Consider the following 15,265-nt stretch of genomic DNA (forward strand, 5'->3'; position numbering starts at 1 on the left):
CAGAAACAGGCTTCAAAGCCACCGCAAAAAAGCCTAGGGTCCCGCTTTAAAGCCCTGGAGTCTAAGCCGTGACTTTCCTGCCCGATGTGTCCGTGATCCTCGCCTTCACCGCTGCGGCGTTCGTGCTCATCATCACGCCCGGGCCGGACATGACGCTGTTCCTGTCCAAGACCCTGTCCCAGGGCCGTTCGGCCGGTTTTGCTGCCGTTGCAGGTGCGCTGACCGGGTGCGTGGTGCATTCCATTCTGGCTGCCGTGGGCATTTCCGCGCTTCTGGCTGCATCCCAGACAGGCTTTCTGGTTCTGAAGATCTGCGGCGCTGCCTATCTGATCTGGCTCGGCATCCAGGCAATCCGGCATGGATCGGCCCTCAATCTGGAGGCAAGCACAGGACGCCGGAGCTCTCTTTTCGGCACCTTCACCCAGGCCATCGCCACCAATCTGCTGAATCCCAAGGTCGTGCTGTTTTTCGTGACCTTCCTGCCCCAGTTCATCACTGTCACCGACCCGCATGCCGCCGGCAAACTGCTGTTCCTGGGCCTTTATTTCGTCGTCCTGAGCATTCCGGCAGGCATCGCCCTGGTGATGAGCGCAAGCGCCTTTCAACGGATGATCAAGTCCTCTCCGAAAGCCATGCGCGCCTTCGACTGGCTTTTCGCGTCCATCATGGGCGGCTTTGCCCTGAGACTTCTCACCGCCCAGGCCAGCAGCAACTAGGCCCTTCCCGGCAGAAGCGGGACCACCGGCGAAAGAGCGGCCAAAACCTTGGCCTGCGGCCTTAAACGGTCTTGCATCTTGCGGTGATCATTGATCAACTTGCCACTCGCAAAAAGAGCCAGACGGAGCAAGACATGACAGATCCCCTGTTTCGCGAGAACGCCTACGTGACCACGTGCGACGCCCGCGTTCTGGAGATCACGGAGCAAGGTGGCATCGTGCTCGACCGCACCGTTTTCTATGCGGCCAGCGGCGGCCAGCCGGGCGACACGGGACGGCTGGTGATGGCGGACGGTTCTGCCATAACCATTGCTGACACTGTGTTCGATGATGACCGGACCACGATCATTCACGTGCCCGATGCCGGTCAGACCCTGCCCCCCGTCGGCTCTGCGCTTGCTCCCGAGCTGGACTGGGAGCGGCGTCACAAGCTGATGCGCATGCACACGGCCCTCCATATCATCTGCGCAGTTTTGAAGACCAAGATCACCGGCTGCCAGATCGGTGAAGAGGAAAGCCGGATCGATCTGAACATTCCAGAGCCACCGGAACGGGAGGCCGTTCAGGAACTGATCCAGCAAGCCATCGGCCGGGATATGCCAACCTCGACCGAGTGGATCACAGACGCGGAGCTGGATGCCAATCCGGATCTCATCAAGTCCATGAGCGTCAGTCCGCCGCGCGGATCAGGAAGGGTGCGGCTGGTCCGTATCGGAGACGATTTCGACCTGCAGCCTTGTGGTGGCACCCACGTGGCGAGCACCTCCGAAATCGGCGCGATCGACGTCACCAAGATTGAAAACAAGGGCAAGCTGAACCGGCGGATCCGCATCCGTTTTGCCAGCTGAACCGCCCACCCTAACCAGATAATGTGTCCCCGGGAGAACGCCTCAACATGAGCGAAAGCAGCCTTGTCAGCCCCTTGGTCAGCACTGAGTGGCTTGCAGACCACCTGAGCGCACCTGATGTCCGCGTGATCAATGCGTGGATGCCTCCGGTCACCGACCCGTCAGCTGAGCCATTCTACCCAAAAGAGCATATCCCTGGCGCGGTGTTCTTCGATGTGAACGAGGTTTGCGACAAGACTACAAGCCTGCCCCACATGCTGCCGCCTGCGCATCAGTTCGCCTCCGCCATGCGCAAGATGGGTGTTGGCGATGGTCAGACACTCGTTGTTTATGACGACTTCGGCTTCTACTCCGCCCCCCGGGTCTGGTGGACCCTGCGCACGATGGGCGCAAGAAGCGTCTATGTTCTGGACGGCGGCATGCCGAAATGGCGGGCTGAGGGCCGCCCGCTCGAACAGACACCCCCAATGATGCGTGAAAGCCATTTCAGCGCCCGGCTCGACCATTCCGCCGTGGCCGACCTTGCCGAAGTCCGCAAGGTCATCTCCACCGGTTCCCGGCAGCTGCTTGATGCCCGGTCTGCCGCGCGTTTTGCCGGAACCGCTCCAGAACCGCGGCCAGGCCTGCGCTCCGGCCATATGCCAGGTGCCCTGAACCTGCCCTTCAATCTTCTGATCGCGGAAGATGGTACCTTCCACAAGAAACCCGAATTGGAAGCCGCATTCCGGAATGCAGGAATCGATCCGGAAAAGCCGGTGACAACGACCTGCGGTTCGGGCGTCACCGCCTCCATTCTCGCCATGGGCCTGAGCATCATCGGCGCACGCGACGTCAGTGTCTATGACGGCTCATGGAGCGAATGGGGCGCGCGCGACGATACGGATGTCGTGACCGGTTGAGGACAAATCTGTCCGGCACAGCTCAAAAGGCTGTGCCGGCGCGTCCTCAGACGGTACGTCAGTCAAGCAGCGAAAGGCGCATGAGTTCCTTTCCCTGGGCATTCAGCAGAAGCAGAGCCGTCGCGCCCTGATCCCGGCGGAAGTCGCGGGTGGCCTCAAGCGCCTTCACAAAGGCTGCTTCCTGTTTCAAGACATCCGGGGCACAAGCCTTCCGCGTCATGGCAAGCGGCCCGATCTTGACGAAGGCGCCACTGCGCGAAATGGGGCCGAACAGCGTGTTGCAGCCGCCATTTCCATCGACGGCCCCCGCTTCCTCGAATTCGATAATGCTGGCAGCGTCCCCGGAAACGGGATTTCCATCGATGATTTCGGCCTGCCATTTCCCCAGCAGATCGGGCGGCACATCTGCGTCTTGAGCGGAAACGCAAGATGTCGAAGCCCCCATGATCAGTGCGGCCAGCGCCGCCGCCTTCGCTGTGAAACGCGCGGGATGGTGGAAAAGGGGCATCTTCAATCTCCGGGATTTACGGTTCAATGCCCGCTGGTCTGGGCCTGCTCAACAGGGCCAGTCTGCCCGCCACGCCATAACGCAACGTAAATCCGGGCTGAAAATTCAGCAAATGAGCCCGGAGGGAAGTCCCTCCGGGCTCATTTTAAAGATCAAGGCAAGCACTCGTTTTTCAGGCTGCTGCCTGGCCACCTGTCCGGCTCAACACCTGATCGGCGGCCTTGCCGTTGACTTCCGCCATGTGATCGAAGCTTGCGGAATAGCTTGCGACACCGGCACTTGCCGAGCGAAGCTCGATGATGAGATCGAAGGTTTCGGCCTGAGGAATAAGCGCCTGAACCTCGTCCCAGCCTTCCCAGCCTTGCCGGGCGTCAAAACCAAGCAACTGCCCCCGGCGGGCCGAGACGATGGCATTCACACGCGCTGTCACGTCAGTTGGGCACTGGATCGTCACCTTCAAGACCGGTTCTAGAAGAACGGGCTTGCAGGCTTCCAGCCCCTCGCGCATGGCCTGGATGGCCGCCATACGGAAGGCCTGATCGGAGCTGTCGACCGAGTGATAGGACCCGTCCGTCAGGCAGACGGCCACATCCACCACCTGAAAACCGAGCGGCCCCTTCTGCAAGGCCTCCAGCACCCCTTCTCGGACGGAAGCGATATATTGCTTCGGCACCACCCCGCCCGTGATCCGGTCGGAGAAGGCAACCCCTTCGCCTCTGTCCTGAGAGCTGATTTCCAGAGCCACATCACCGAACTGGCCATGGCCGCCAGATTGTTTCTTGTGCCGGGCCCTGACCTGGGTGCTTCCACGGATGGTTTCGGCATAAGGAATTGCTGGCGACCCGGTCTCGATGACCAGCCCGAACTTTCCGGTCAGTTTTTCCTGCGCCACCCGCAGGTGCATTTCCCCCTGCCCCTCAAGGATCATCTCTCCGCTGTCCTGAGACTGGCGCACGATGAGCGATGGGTCTTCTTCGGTCAGTTTGGCAAGAGCTGCCGACAGACGCACGTCATCCTGGCGCCGCCCTGCCCTGACGCTCAGCGCCAGCACCGGATAGGGGTAGCTGCGCGCACCGGAAGACGGCTGAGCTTTGCCGGAGAGACAGTCTCCGGTCATCAAGTTGTCAAGACGGCCGAGGCCAACAAGCTCGCCCTCTTGCGCAGGCCCGCGTTTTGACACCTGCTGTCCGAGCAGGGAAAAGACACCGGAGACCCTGTTCTCTGCCCCGCGCGGATCCGTTAGGACGTCCCCGTCGGCAACCGTTCCGCTAAGCACCCGCGTGATGGAAAGCTTGCCCCCATGCGGCGTATGGAGGGTCTTCAGTACCTCCTGCACACGCGGTTCATCGCCAAGACCGGCCCGTTTGCGGGTGTGGGCCACACTGGGCGCCTCATGGCGCAGAGCCTTCAGCAAGCGTCCAACCCCATTGCCGTGTTCCGCCGAGCCGAAAAACACGGGACAGATCAGCCCGTCCTGCATCTCGCGGACCAGATCGCCAAAGACCTGCCCGGGGTCCGGCGCGATGTCCTCCAGCAACGCCTCCATCAGATCGTCGTCGTGATCAGCCAGGGTTTCCAGCATGGTGTAGCGCGCTTCCAATTCGCGCACCCGGTCGTGATCGCTCATGTCGATGCGCGTGCTTTCCTCCTTCTCGTGGTAGACATGCGCCCTTTCAAGCGCCAGATCGATAAAGCCGACCGCCCGGCCATCTTCCCAGATCGGCAGCTGACGCAGCACCAGGGGAACCGCGGACGCGGGCTGCAAGGTGTCCAGCACGGCACGCACACCCCGCGCCTCCCGGTCGATCTTGTTCAGAAACAGCATGCGCGGGATGTTCTGAGCCTCCAGCGCCTTGAGGATCAGCTGCAGGGCGGGAAGTTTCCGCTCATCATCTTCTGCAACCACGATAGCCATGTCCACACCGGGCAGAACGCCTTCCATTTCCGCAAGGAACTCGATGGAGCCAGGGCAGTCGATGAAGGAAAACCGGTCGCCCAGATAGGTGGTTTCGGCGAAATTGGCCTCCACGCTCATGCCGTGGGCACGGGCTTCAGCGGAGGCATCGCCGGTCATGTTTCCCGCCGCAACCGTTCCCTGGCGGGGGATGGCGCCCGTCCGGGCGAGGATCGCTTCGAGAAGCGTTGTCTTGCCGCTGCCGAAGGGGCCGGTCAGGGCAATGCATCTGGGGCCATGCCGGCCCGCAATGTCCTGGTTCCCGGCGCCTTCGCCGGTCTCTCTGCCTGAGGGAATTGTCTCCTGAAAAGTCTTTCCGGGCATGCTGAGCCTCCCGTTGGTTATCACCAGCGCGATACCCGGCCAGACCCTATAGGCGCGGCCAGACTTGCGCGCCTTGCCCGCCGCGGTTCATTCCCAGCGGGCGGACCTCCATGCTCTGCCTGACCTCGCCCGGACGCAAGGACTTCTTGTGCGGCACCGCAGCACACCGAGGCACGCCAGAAACGTCCTGAAATGCAAAAAGGGGCGGATTGCTCCGCCCCTTCAAAGTCCTCTTGGCTGGTCAGGCCCGATCAGTGGTGCAGGATCTGGCTGAGGAACAGCTTGGTCCGCTCATGCTGCGGGTTGGTGAAGAACGGCTCCGGCTCGTTCTGCTCGACGATCTGGCCAGCGTCCATGAAGATCACCCGGTTGGCCACCTTGCGGGCAAAGCCCATTTCGTGGGTCACGCACAGCATGGTCATGCCTTCTTCAGCAAGACCGACCATCACGTCCAGAACTTCCTTGATCATTTCCGGATCGAGCGCCGAGGTCGGCTCATCGAACAGCATGATCTTCGGGCTCATGCAGAGCGAACGGGCGATCGCCACACGCTGCTGCTGGCCGCCGGACAGCTGGCCCGGGTACTTGTTGGCCTGATCCGGGATCTTGACGCGCTCCAGATAGTGCATGGCGACCTCTTCCGCCTGCTTCTTCGGCATCTTGCGGACCCAGATCGGAGCCAGGGTGCAGTTTTCCAGAATGGTCAGATGCGGGAAGAGGTTGAAGTGCTGGAAGCACATGCCGACCTCGCGGCGGATCTCGTCGATCTTCTTCAGATCGTCCGTCAGTTCAATGCCATCCACGATGATCTGGCCGCTCTGGTGTTCTTCCAGGCGGTTGATGCAGCGGATCATGGTGGACTTGCCCGAGCCGGACGGGCCGCAGATCACGATCCGCTCGCCCTTCATCACCTTGAGATTAATGTCCCGCAGCACATGGAAGTCGCCATACCACTTGTTCATGCCCTTGAGCTCAACGGCAACTTCAGTCTCGGAAATCTGCATCTTGGTGCGGTTAACCGCCAGTTCTTCGGCTGACGCAGCGATGTCTGTCATGGTTTTATCTCCAAAATCTTATCTCGGAAGCGGCCGCGGCCGCTCCTCTGGCGCTGGGGCCGTTTAGCGTTTGTGTCCGGTATGCAGCTTCTTCTCGATGAAGATCGAGTAGCGCGACATGCCGAAGCAGAAGCAGAAGAAGATCATGGCCGCGAACAGGTAGCCTGTCACACCCGTGGTCGGGCTGGCCCAGTTCGGGTCTGACGTCGATGTCTGGATCTGGCCGAGAAGGTCGAACATGCCCACGATCATCACCAGGGTCGTGTCCTTGAACAGCCCGATGAAGGTGTTGACGATGCCCGGGATAACCAGCTTCAGCGCCTGCGGCAGGATGATCAACCCCATCATGGGCCAGAACCTCAAGCCAAGGGCCATAGCCCCCTCATACTGACCTTTTGGGATTGCCTGCAGACCACCTCGGACCACTTCGGCCATATAGGCGGCAGAGAACAGCGTTACCCCGATCAGAACGCGCAGCAGCCGGTCAAATGTCACCCCTTCCGGCAGGAAGAGCGGCAGCATGACCGACGACATGAACAGAACCGTGATCAGCGGCACCCCGCGCCAGAATTCGATGAAGATCACCGAAACCAGCTTGACGATTGGCATGTCAGACCGGCGCCCGAGAGCGAACAGGATCCCGAGTGGCAGTGACGCCGTGATCCCCGTGACCGCGATCACCAGCGTGACCAGAAGGCCGCCCCAGAACGGGGTTTCGACGATGGGCAGGATAACGTCGCTGCCGATGACGAGGCCCGTCAGCAGGTAATAGGCAATGATCGGGAAGACGATCAGCAGAAGCACGGCGTTCAGCTTCTTGAACGGCACGCTCGGGATCGCCATCGGAATGAGAAGGCCCGCGAACATCGCGTAGACGATGTTGACCCGGTAGATTTCTTCCGTCGGGTAGCGCCCGTAGATAAACTGCGGGAAATAGGCCTTCACAAAGGCCCAGCAGGCACCTACCGTCTCTGTGCTGCCATCAGGCACCACGCAGGCATCCCGGTTATCGCCGCTCCACACGGCATCAATCAGCGCGAACTGTATCAGCGGTGCAAAGATGGAATAGGCCAGGAGGATCCCGAAGATCGTGAGGATCGTGTTGCCGGCGGACGAGAAGAGGTTCTGCCTCATCCAGCCGATGAGCCCGGTGGTGGAGACCGGAGCCGGAAGGCGCGGCGCCTCCTCGGTCCGGATCTGGAAAGTGCTTGTTTGCGACATCGTGTTCACCTTACCGCTCCACCAGGGCCATTTTCTGGTTGTACCAGTTCATGAAGGCCGACGTGATCAGGCTGAGAGACAGGTAGACCAGCATCCAGATCGAAATGACCTCGATGGCTTGACCGGTCTGGTTCAGCACCGTACCGCCCAGGGACACGAGGTCAGGAAAGGCGATGGCGACCGCGAGCGAGGAGTTCTTCGTCAGGTTCAGATACTGGCTTGTCAGCGGCGGAATGATTACCCGCATGGCCTGCGGAATGATGACCAGCCGCAAGGTTGGCCCGTGACGCAGTCCAAGCGCATGAGCTGCCTCGGTCTGGCCATGGCTGACAGCCTGAATGCCGGCCCGGACGATTTCAGCGATGAAGGACGACGTGTAGATCGACAGCGCGGTGATCAGAGCGATCATTTCCGGGATGAGTCTCTGCCCGCCCACGAAATTGAAACCCTTCAGCACCGGATAGTCGAAGGTGACCGGAAAACCGGTAACAACCAAACCAGCCAGCGGCAGCAGGACGATCAGCCCGAGCGCGGTGAGACCGGACGGAAACTGCTGCCCCGTTGCCATCTGACGGCGCGAGGCCCAGATTTTGATGACAATGCTTGCCACAACCGCAACGATCAGTGCGCCCAGCGCCAGGACAGCCTCCGGGCCGAAAACAGGCTTTGGCATGAAGAGACCGCGGTTGTTCAAGAATACCGAGCCGAAGGCCTCCATGCTGTTGCGGGCGCTCGGAACAGCGTTCAACAGCAGGAAATACCAGAACACGATCTGCAGCAGCAGCGGCACGTTCCGGATCGCTTCGACGTAACAGTAAGCGAGCTTGGAAATAACCCAGTTCTTCGACAGACGGGCCACACCAATGATGAACCCGAGCGTTGAAGCCAGCACCACCCCGACCACGGCGACCAGCACCGTATTGAGCAGCCCCACGAGAATCGCGCGGCCGTAGGACGAGGTTTCCGAATAATCGATAAGAGTAAGAGAGATGCCGAAACCGGCGATATTTTCCAGGAAGCCGTAGCCGGATGCGATGTTCTGGCGCTGCAGGTTCGCGACCGTGTTCGTCACGATCACGTAGCCTGCAAAAACCAGCACAGCGACCAGAAGCACCTGGAAGAAGATCGCTCTTGCTTGCGGATCATTGATAAGTGACGTGCGAGCCTCTGGCTGCGCCACCTCTGTGTCACGCGTTGTCATTTGTCCTCGCCAACCATAAGCGCAACGGCATTTTCGCCTGTTTGCGCACCGCTTCCCCTTCCCTGTCGACGCGGGAAAACGGCTTGATTGTCCCCTGGAGCCGGCACAGCGTGTCGCATGTATATGCCGGCTGGCCTTAAGCAAGCGTCCCGACCGGTGGTCACCGATCGGGACGCCGAAAGATGATCCGGTTAGTCCGGATTCAACTTAGTCAGACGCTTAGCGGATCGGCGGAGCGTACTGGATGCCACCGTCTTTCCACAGGGCATTCAGGCCACGGGAAATTGCCAGCGGGGTGTTCGGACCAACGTTGCGGTCGAAGGACTCACCATAGTTGCCAACGGTCTTGACGATGTTCACGACCCAGTCGTTGGACAGGCCGAGCATTTCGCCGAAGGTGCCTTCAACGCCGAGCAGACGCTTGATTTCCGGGTTTTCGGAAGACTTCATCTCTTCAACGTTGGAGGAGTTCACACCCAGCTCTTCAGCATTGAGCATGGCGTTGTGGGTCCACTTGACCACGTCGAACCACTGATCGTCGCCATGGCGGACAACCGGGCCGAGCGGCTCCTTGGAGATGATTTCCGGCAGAACGATATGATCGCCCGGGTTGGTCAGCGTCAGACGGGTTGCGTAGAGGCCCGAAGCATCGTTCGAGAACACGTCGCAACGGCCGGCATCATAGGCCTTGACCACTTCTTCCAGCTTTTCGAAGGCAACGACTTCGTATGGCATGTTGTTGGAACGGAAGTAGTCGGCGATGTTCAGCTCGGTCGTGGTGCCGGTCTGGGTACAGACGGAAGCACCGGACAGTTCGAGAGCGGAGCTGACACCCAGGTCCTTGCGGACCATGAAGCCCTGGCCGTCATAATAGTTGACGCCAGCGAAATTCAGGCCGAGCGACGTATCGCGCGACAGGGTCCAGGTGGTGTTACGCGAAAGAACGTCGACTTCACCGGACTGAAGGGCGGTAAAGCGCTCCTTCGCGCTCAGCGGCGAGTACTTGACATTGTCAGGTGTGCCGAACACTGCTGCGGAAACCGCACGGCAGAGATCAACATCGAGACCAGTCCAGTTCCCCTGTGCATCCGGATTGGAGAAGCCTGGCAGACCCTGGCTCACACCGCACTGAATGAACCCCTTGGCTTTTACATCGTCAAGCGTGCCGGCCTGCGCGGCAGCGGCGGACGCAACGATTCCCATTGCGGCCCCAAGGGCCAGCGGAAGGATATTCTTGGACATAAGAATGCAGCCTTTATGTTACCCATACATTTTTTTGTTTTATCGGGATGACGCAATGGACCCATGAATGACACTGATTTTCCGCGTTCTCGCCTCAAATGGTGTCCCGGCACAGCCGGATTTCCCTCCAAGCCCCTTTTTGGCCATCCCAATGCGCACATTCGATGGCATTTGACGCAAAGGGTCAAGGGGTTGCAGTCTCACAATTACGACTTTTTCCCTAGCCGCCCGGGGATTGCTTAACGGATGAATGCACAGAAGGTGAACATGACTACGAACAAGCCAACTGCCGCCTATTATTTGGACACCGTGCTGGCGCACGCTGGCAGCGATCCGAAAAATTTCCATGGATTCGTGAATCCTCCGGTCGTGCATGCCTCGACAGTTCTATTTCCGGATGTGGAAACCATGACTGGGGGCGGGCAGCGCTACACCTATGGCCGCAGGGGGACCCCCACGTCGGACGCACTGGAAGATGCGCTGCGACAAATGGAGGGGGCCAAGGGCGTCAAGCTCGCCAATTCGGGTCTGAATGCTATCGCTCTCGCCTGCCTGTCCTGCCTTGGCCAGGGGGACCACATCCTTATTGCCGACACGGCCTATGGCCCGACCCGGCATTTCGCGGACACCGTGCTGCCGAAATACGGCATAGAGGTCGAGTACTACGATCCGGCACTGGGTGCAGGTATTCGCAGCCTCTTCAAGACGAATACGAAAGCTGTCTTCACGGAAGCCCCCGGCTCGCTCACCTTCGAGATGCAGGATATCCGGGCCATCGCGGACGCGGCCAAAACCATTGGCGCAACCGTTCTGATGGACAACACCTGGGCCAGCCCGCTCTTCTGCAAGCCGCTGGAGCTCGGTGTGGACCTCTCCATCCAGGCTGGCACCAAATACATCGTCGGCCATTCCGATACGATGCTGGGAACAATCGCGGCTTCAGAAAAGGCCTGGCCAGCTCTGGACGCGCTTCATGGCGCGATGGGCGTGCATGTGGCCCCGGATGACATCTATCTGGCGCTGCGCGGCCTCAGGACCCTGTCCGTGCGTCTGGAACGCCACATGCGCAGCGCTCTGGACATCGCGGGCTGGCTGGAAACACGGGATGAGGTCAGCCGCGTGCATTATCCGGCGCTGGAAAGCGATCCGGGCCACGCATTATGGAAGCGTGACTTTACAGGCGCCTGCGGCCTCTTCGCCTTCGACTTCAAGCCAGGCACGACGCAGGAGCAGTCGTCGGCCTTCTTCAACGCGCTGAAACTGTTCGGTCTTGGCTATTCATGGGGCGGCTTTGAAAGCCTGGCCATTCCGGTGCACCTCAAAGGCGCGCGTACGGCCACGGCACCCGACAGCTCCGTCGTCTCCGGACGCCTTCACATTGGCCTGGAAGACCCGCGTGATCTGAAGGCGGATCTGGAAGCTGGCTTCAAGGCAGCTTTCGGCTGAAACGGAACGTGGAGTGGCGCGGTCAGATCGCCGGATCGCGCCGCTTCTCCTTGAAGATCAGCCAGAGGTTCCGGAAGTAGATGATCAGGCCGAGCCCCTGCCCGGCAATGAAGACCGGATCCTTGCGCTGGATCGCGTAGATCAGCAGCAGCACGCCGCCGCCGATGGAGAAGAACCAGAAGGCGACCGGCACGATCGACCGGCCGACCCGCTCGGAAGCAATCCACTGGATGACAAAGCGCATCATGAACATGGCCTGGGCGAAGAAGCCCAGGATGATCCAGAAATCAAACTGCACCACAAATACGCTGTGAAGCCAGTCGAGAAGCGCGGACATGATTTGATCCGTTCCTTGAACGTTGCGTAGTCAGATTAGGAGCCGGCGGTCTGGCGGACACGGGCAATCCGCTTGCGGCGGCGCAGGAGCCACCAGACCCCGAAGAGGTCCAGAACGCCCACAAGGGCCCGGTCGAAGATGCCGTATTTGGACGTGCCGTGGCGGCGCTGACGGTCCAGGACGTCCACATGCACCACGTCATAGCCTTCGCGGATGACGAGCGCTGGCAGGAAGCGGTGCCAGCTGTCGAAATAGGGAAGCTGCAGGAACACCTCACGCCGCAGGGCCTTCAGACCGCAGCCGCTGTCGCGTGTCTTGTCCTTCAGAATCGCTCCGCGCAGCTTGTTGGCAAACTTGGAGGCATAGCGCTTGGCAAGGCTTGCCTTGCGGCCAAGACGCTGACCGGCAGCAAGTGCCACATCCGGACCACCGGCAGCCAGTGCATCTAGCAGCTCCGGAATATAGGCAGGGTTGTTCTCCCCGTCGCCATCAATGGTCGCGACAATGTCCCCGCGCGCATTGAGCACACCCGTACGCACAGCACAACTCTGACCGCAGGCCGTCTCGTGCCGGAACACCCGCAGCCATGGATTGGCCGCCTGATAGGCAACCAGCACCTCGCCGGTGTTGTCACCCGACCCATCATCGACAACGATCACTTCAAAGCTCCGTCCCGTCAGGGCTTCGCGGATCTCGTCCAGCAGGATCGGCAGGTTCTCTGCTTCATCCTTGGCCGGAACAACCACGGTCACCGCTAGATGCCCCTTGGCGGCACTCATCGCTTCATTGTGGCTGCTGGTCATGGGTCTCTCGTATGGAATGGTCTTGATCGGGTTCAGCGCGGCGGGCCGTCTGGCGGCCAAGCCAGGTGCGCCAGATTTCCCGGACACACGCCCTGGCGGACCGGGCGCTCATGACCGGTTCGATCCGGCCTTCCGGCGTGATGTGGAATCCGAGCCTGCGGCGGGCAAGTGCCCGCGCCGTGAAGAAGGTGAAGGTGACGCCAAGAAGCGTTCCTGCAATCACGTCGGACGGATAGTGGGCCCCTACAAAGCAGCGGCTGAAAGCCACCCAGAAAGCAGCGACCAGGATCAGCCAGCGCCAGGACGGGAAGATAAGCGCGAGCGCCGCGGCAAGAGCCCCGACAGTGGTCGAGTGCCCCGACGGGAAACTGGTGTAGCTGCCGTGGAAGGCGAAGAAGTCGAATTCAACAGGCCCAACCTGCTCATAGAGCTTCGGGCGCGCGCGCCCGAGCGTCCACTTCAGGATCACCGACAGGATGCCGCTGGCCGCAACGGTGAAGAAGATGAAGCCGCAGTAGGTAAAGGCCGCGCCAGCCGCCATGCGCAACCGGAAGCGCCACCTAGCCGTTTCCTGGGCAAGCAGCGCCAGACAGACGATGCCCGTGGACCACAAGATCCAATGCGCCTTGCCCACGTCCGTGAAGGTCGCGAACGTGTTGAGATAGGCGGCTGGCAGCGAGCGGATCCAAGGATAGGTCGGGATATCGAGAACCACGACAGCAACGCCGACCGTGAACAGAAGAACCGCCAGGATGTCTTGAGGCCTTTGTCCCGGACGCAAGGGATCCCGGAACCGCTGGGCACGCTCTGCCCGTCCGGCGATGAGCTGCCGCACCTGGCGGAAATTCCCGTCCATCCGGCCGGCTATGCGCTTCAGCTTCGCTTGCAATCCGGTTTCGCTCATAAATTCCAGCCAAATCTCAGGTCTTGCGTTCAGGACTTCAGACGGCTTCACGGGCGGACATAAAGTCCGATATCCATCCGTTTTCCGCCATTGATATTGAGGCCGTCTACTCTCTTTCGCAGCTCAGGCACAACCCCGTTCGCATTTGCGGCTTCAAGAAACGCCTGTTCCTGACGGCTTTCGACGACAGCAATGCGGCAAGCGCTGGCTTTCTCAGGAGTTATCCCCGCATTTGACTTGCCTGCAAGGAAGCTTGCCGCCTCCTCTGGGCTGACAAGAGCCGTCTGGGTTCCCTGAAGAAAAATGAAGCTTGGCTCATTGAACCCGGCAGAGGCGACAGCAGGATCCGGGCAAGTGGCACTTTCCGAAATGGCAGCCGTCAGGCGCGGGCTGATCCAGATGGTCTTCAAGGCTGGTCCGGTGAAGCCCCAGACACCAATGGTCAGGACAACAGAGGCCGCAATGGCCAGAGGCACGCCGTCAAGCGGACGCCCCTGCACCAGCCGGGAAGCGCTGCCAAGCGCCAGAAGTGCCCCGAAGACCGCCAGCACCGCACCGGGAGGCGACGGCCAGTCTCCGAGATAGAGCGGACCGGCGAAACTCGCGGCGGCCAGAGCCACCGCTGGAATAGCCAGAAGAATGGCCGCGACCCAGCGCAGAACGCCATTGGCCTGACGTCCCGCCCCTTCCATCAATGCGGCACCAAGAGGCAGAGCCAGAGCTGGCATCAGCGGCATTGTGTAATGAGGCAGCTTCGTCGCAACGAGCTCGAAAACAACCCAGGACGGCAGGAACCAGGCAGCACAGAAGACCACCAGAGGGCTCGCCTTGCCTCGCCAGATAGCGCCCAGAGACAGAAGAAAAAAGGCAGGCAGCGGCCAGAACACCCCGAACATCACGGCCAGATGGGTCAGCGGCGGTGCACCATGGCCCTCCTGCCCCTGTCCGACCTTGCCCAGAAGATCCTTGCCGACCGCCTCCTGGAAGAAGGCGCCGTCCGTGGCGATGTAGATCGCGACGAACCAGGGCAAAACAAGCGCAACGAACCAGAGCAGACCGGCAAGCGGCGCTGCCGACTTGAACCAGGCAACCTTGCGCGTCAGCACCATAATCCCGGCCACGGTGAAGCCCAGCACCATCAGCGCCACGGGGCCCTTGACCAGAACGCCAACAGCAAGTCCCGTCCAGAACAGGAAAGCCAGACCCCAGCGGCGCTCGCCGCCGCCATTCAGCCAGATGCGCGCAAGCGCCCCCTGGGCGAGCGTGATGCTGGCAAAAAGCACCGCATCGGTTTTGGCAAGACGCGCCTCGACGCCCAGAATGATGGCCGCAAGGCAGAACAGCCCGGCAATCAAGGCGGCAGGCGGGCCGGCAAAGGCCCGCGCCGTCCAATAGACAAAGAGAACCGTGAGACAGGCGGCAATCAGCGATGGAAGACGATAGACCCACAGCGGCGCGTCCGCGCCAAAGCCGGTCATCTTAACGGCAGCGGCCTGGATCCAGTAGATGCCCACAGGTTTCTTGTGGCGGGCTTCTTCCTGAAAACGGATATCGACATAGTTCCCGGTCTCAAGCATCTGCTTGGTTGCCTGGGTGAAGCGCGGCTCGTCCCGGTCCAGCGGCGGAATGGTCCACTGGCCCGGAATGAAGACCGCCAGCGCCAGCAGCAAAAGCAGCAAGGGCGCACTGACATCATGGGCAAAGAGACGCATCCAGAGGGGGCGGCGCACAGCGTCCATGCCTTCGCTCATGTCGATCAGGTTCCTGCTCTTTGCCGGCCTTGCCGGTCCGGCTTTTTCATCCTGAC

General features: G+C 60.8%; 14 protein-coding genes. 4 read left to right on the forward strand and 10 right to left on the reverse strand.

Annotated features, from left to right (window positions below; genetic code table 11):
* Window positions 1–68: 68 nt before the first annotated feature.
* The 3 genes from IG616_RS00105 (at window position 69) to sseA (ending at window position 2,463) form a co-directional block, all read left to right on the forward strand.
* Complete coding sequence (locus IG616_RS00105) at window positions 69–716, forward strand: LysE family transporter (protein ID WP_192145250.1); 648 nt, start codon at window positions 69–71, stop codon at window positions 714–716.
* Window positions 717–850: 134 nt separating this feature from the next.
* Window positions 851–1,564: an alanyl-tRNA editing protein gene (locus tag IG616_RS00110; RefSeq protein ID WP_192145252.1), complete on the forward strand. Its 714-nt coding sequence runs from the start codon at window positions 851–853 to the stop codon at window positions 1,562–1,564.
* A gap of 47 nt (window positions 1,565–1,611) precedes the next feature.
* Window positions 1,612–2,463 carry a 3-mercaptopyruvate sulfurtransferase gene (gene sseA / locus IG616_RS00115; protein WP_192145254.1) on the forward strand — a complete coding sequence of 284 codons (852 nt, stop codon included), beginning with the start codon at window positions 1,612–1,614 and terminating at the stop codon, window positions 2,461–2,463.
* Window positions 2,464–2,521: 58 nt separating this feature from the next.
* Here the strand turns inward: sseA and IG616_RS00120 are convergent, their stop codons facing one another.
* From IG616_RS00120 to IG616_RS00145, 6 genes are all read right to left on the reverse strand, one after another.
* Window positions 2,522–2,971 (reverse strand): META domain-containing protein, encoded by a 450-nt coding sequence (locus tag IG616_RS00120; RefSeq protein ID WP_192145256.1) that lies wholly within the window; start codon window positions 2,969–2,971, stop codon window positions 2,522–2,524.
* 172 nt (window positions 2,972–3,143) lie between these two features.
* Entirely contained in the window at window positions 3,144–5,249 is a 2,106-nt protein-coding gene (locus IG616_RS00125) for an elongation factor G (RefSeq protein ID WP_192145258.1), read from the reverse strand.
* Between the two features lie 251 nt (window positions 5,250–5,500).
* Entirely contained in the window at window positions 5,501–6,304 is an 804-nt protein-coding gene (locus IG616_RS00130) for an amino acid ABC transporter ATP-binding protein (RefSeq protein ID WP_281392986.1), read from the reverse strand.
* Between the two features lie 63 nt (window positions 6,305–6,367).
* Window positions 6,368–7,525 carry an amino acid ABC transporter permease gene (locus IG616_RS00135; RefSeq protein ID WP_192145260.1) on the reverse strand — a complete coding sequence of 386 codons (1,158 nt, stop codon included), beginning with the start codon at window positions 7,523–7,525 and terminating at the stop codon, window positions 6,368–6,370.
* 10 nt (window positions 7,526–7,535) lie between these two features.
* Window positions 7,536–8,726, reverse strand: a complete 1,191-nt coding sequence (locus IG616_RS00140) for an amino acid ABC transporter permease (protein ID WP_192145262.1) — start codon at window positions 8,724–8,726, stop codon at window positions 7,536–7,538.
* Between the two features lie 219 nt (window positions 8,727–8,945).
* Window positions 8,946–9,968, reverse strand: coding sequence for an amino acid ABC transporter substrate-binding protein (locus tag IG616_RS00145; protein WP_192145264.1), 1,023 nt, complete (start codon window positions 9,966–9,968; stop codon window positions 8,946–8,948).
* 267 nt (window positions 9,969–10,235) lie between these two features.
* Between IG616_RS00145 and metC the strand changes: the two genes are divergently transcribed.
* Complete coding sequence (metC, locus tag IG616_RS00150) at window positions 10,236–11,414, forward strand: cystathionine beta-lyase (protein WP_192145266.1); 1,179 nt, start codon at window positions 10,236–10,238, stop codon at window positions 11,412–11,414.
* Window positions 11,415–11,436: 22 nt separating this feature from the next.
* Here metC and IG616_RS00155 read toward each other — a convergent pair whose 3' ends face one another.
* The 4 genes from IG616_RS00155 to IG616_RS00170 are packed head-to-tail and all read right to left on the reverse strand — an operon-like array spanning window position 11,437 to window position 15,209.
* A complete protein-coding gene (locus tag IG616_RS00155) occupies window positions 11,437–11,751 on the reverse strand; it encodes a lipid-A-disaccharide synthase N-terminal domain-containing protein (RefSeq protein ID WP_192145268.1) in 315 nt (104 codons plus the stop codon).
* Between the two features lie 35 nt (window positions 11,752–11,786).
* Window positions 11,787–12,554 (reverse strand): glycosyltransferase family 2 protein, encoded by a 768-nt coding sequence (locus IG616_RS00160; RefSeq protein ID WP_192145270.1) that lies wholly within the window; start codon window positions 12,552–12,554, stop codon window positions 11,787–11,789.
* Entirely contained in the window at window positions 12,535–13,458 is a 924-nt protein-coding gene (locus tag IG616_RS00165; RefSeq protein WP_192145272.1) for a phosphatase PAP2 family protein, read from the reverse strand. The genes IG616_RS00160 and IG616_RS00165 overlap by 20 nt, the downstream gene beginning before the upstream one ends.
* Before the next feature lie 47 nt (window positions 13,459–13,505).
* On the reverse strand, window positions 13,506–15,209 hold the full coding sequence (locus IG616_RS00170) for an ArnT family glycosyltransferase (protein WP_192145274.1): 1,704 nt from the start codon (window positions 15,207–15,209) through the stop codon (window positions 13,506–13,508).
* Between the last annotated feature and the right edge of the window lie 56 nt (window positions 15,210–15,265).

Origin of the sequence: Roseibium litorale, assembly GCF_014842915.1 — a bacterium.
In the GTDB taxonomy this organism is placed as follows: domain Bacteria; phylum Pseudomonadota; class Alphaproteobacteria; order Rhizobiales; family Stappiaceae; genus Roseibium; species Roseibium litorale.

Bases quoted from the DNA above. Each gene is read 5' to 3' on its own strand.
- IG616_RS00110 (WP_192145252.1), top strand. From the start codon at position 851: ATGACAGATCCCCTGTTTCGCGAGAACGCCTACGTGACCACGTGCGAC.
- sseA (WP_192145254.1), top strand. From the start codon at position 1,612: ATGAGCGAAAGCAGCCTTGTCAGCCCCTTGGTCAGCACTGAGTGGCTT.
- IG616_RS00120 (WP_192145256.1), bottom strand. From the start codon at position 2,971: ATGCCCCTTTTCCACCATCCCGCGCGTTTCACAGCGAAGGCGGCGGCG.
- IG616_RS00125 (WP_192145258.1), bottom strand. From the start codon at position 5,249: ATGCCCGGAAAGACTTTTCAGGAGACAATTCCCTCAGGCAGAGAGACC.
- IG616_RS00130 (WP_281392986.1), bottom strand. From the start codon at position 6,304: ATGACAGACATCGCTGCGTCAGCCGAAGAACTGGCGGTTAACCGCACC.
- IG616_RS00135 (WP_192145260.1), bottom strand. From the start codon at position 7,525: ATGTCGCAAACAAGCACTTTCCAGATCCGGACCGAGGAGGCGCCGCGC.
- IG616_RS00140 (WP_192145262.1), bottom strand. From the start codon at position 8,726: ATGACAACGCGTGACACAGAGGTGGCGCAGCCAGAGGCTCGCACGTCA.
- IG616_RS00145 (WP_192145264.1), bottom strand. From the start codon at position 9,968: ATGTCCAAGAATATCCTTCCGCTGGCCCTTGGGGCCGCAATGGGAATC.
- metC (WP_192145266.1), top strand. From the start codon at position 10,236: ATGACTACGAACAAGCCAACTGCCGCCTATTATTTGGACACCGTGCTG.
- IG616_RS00155 (WP_192145268.1), bottom strand. From the start codon at position 11,751: ATGTCCGCGCTTCTCGACTGGCTTCACAGCGTATTTGTGGTGCAGTTT.
- IG616_RS00160 (WP_192145270.1), bottom strand. From the start codon at position 12,554: ATGACCAGCAGCCACAATGAAGCGATGAGTGCCGCCAAGGGGCATCTA.
- IG616_RS00165 (WP_192145272.1), bottom strand. From the start codon at position 13,458: ATGAGCGAAACCGGATTGCAAGCGAAGCTGAAGCGCATAGCCGGCCGG.
- IG616_RS00170 (WP_192145274.1), bottom strand. From the start codon at position 15,209: ATGAGCGAAGGCATGGACGCTGTGCGCCGCCCCCTCTGGATGCGTCTC.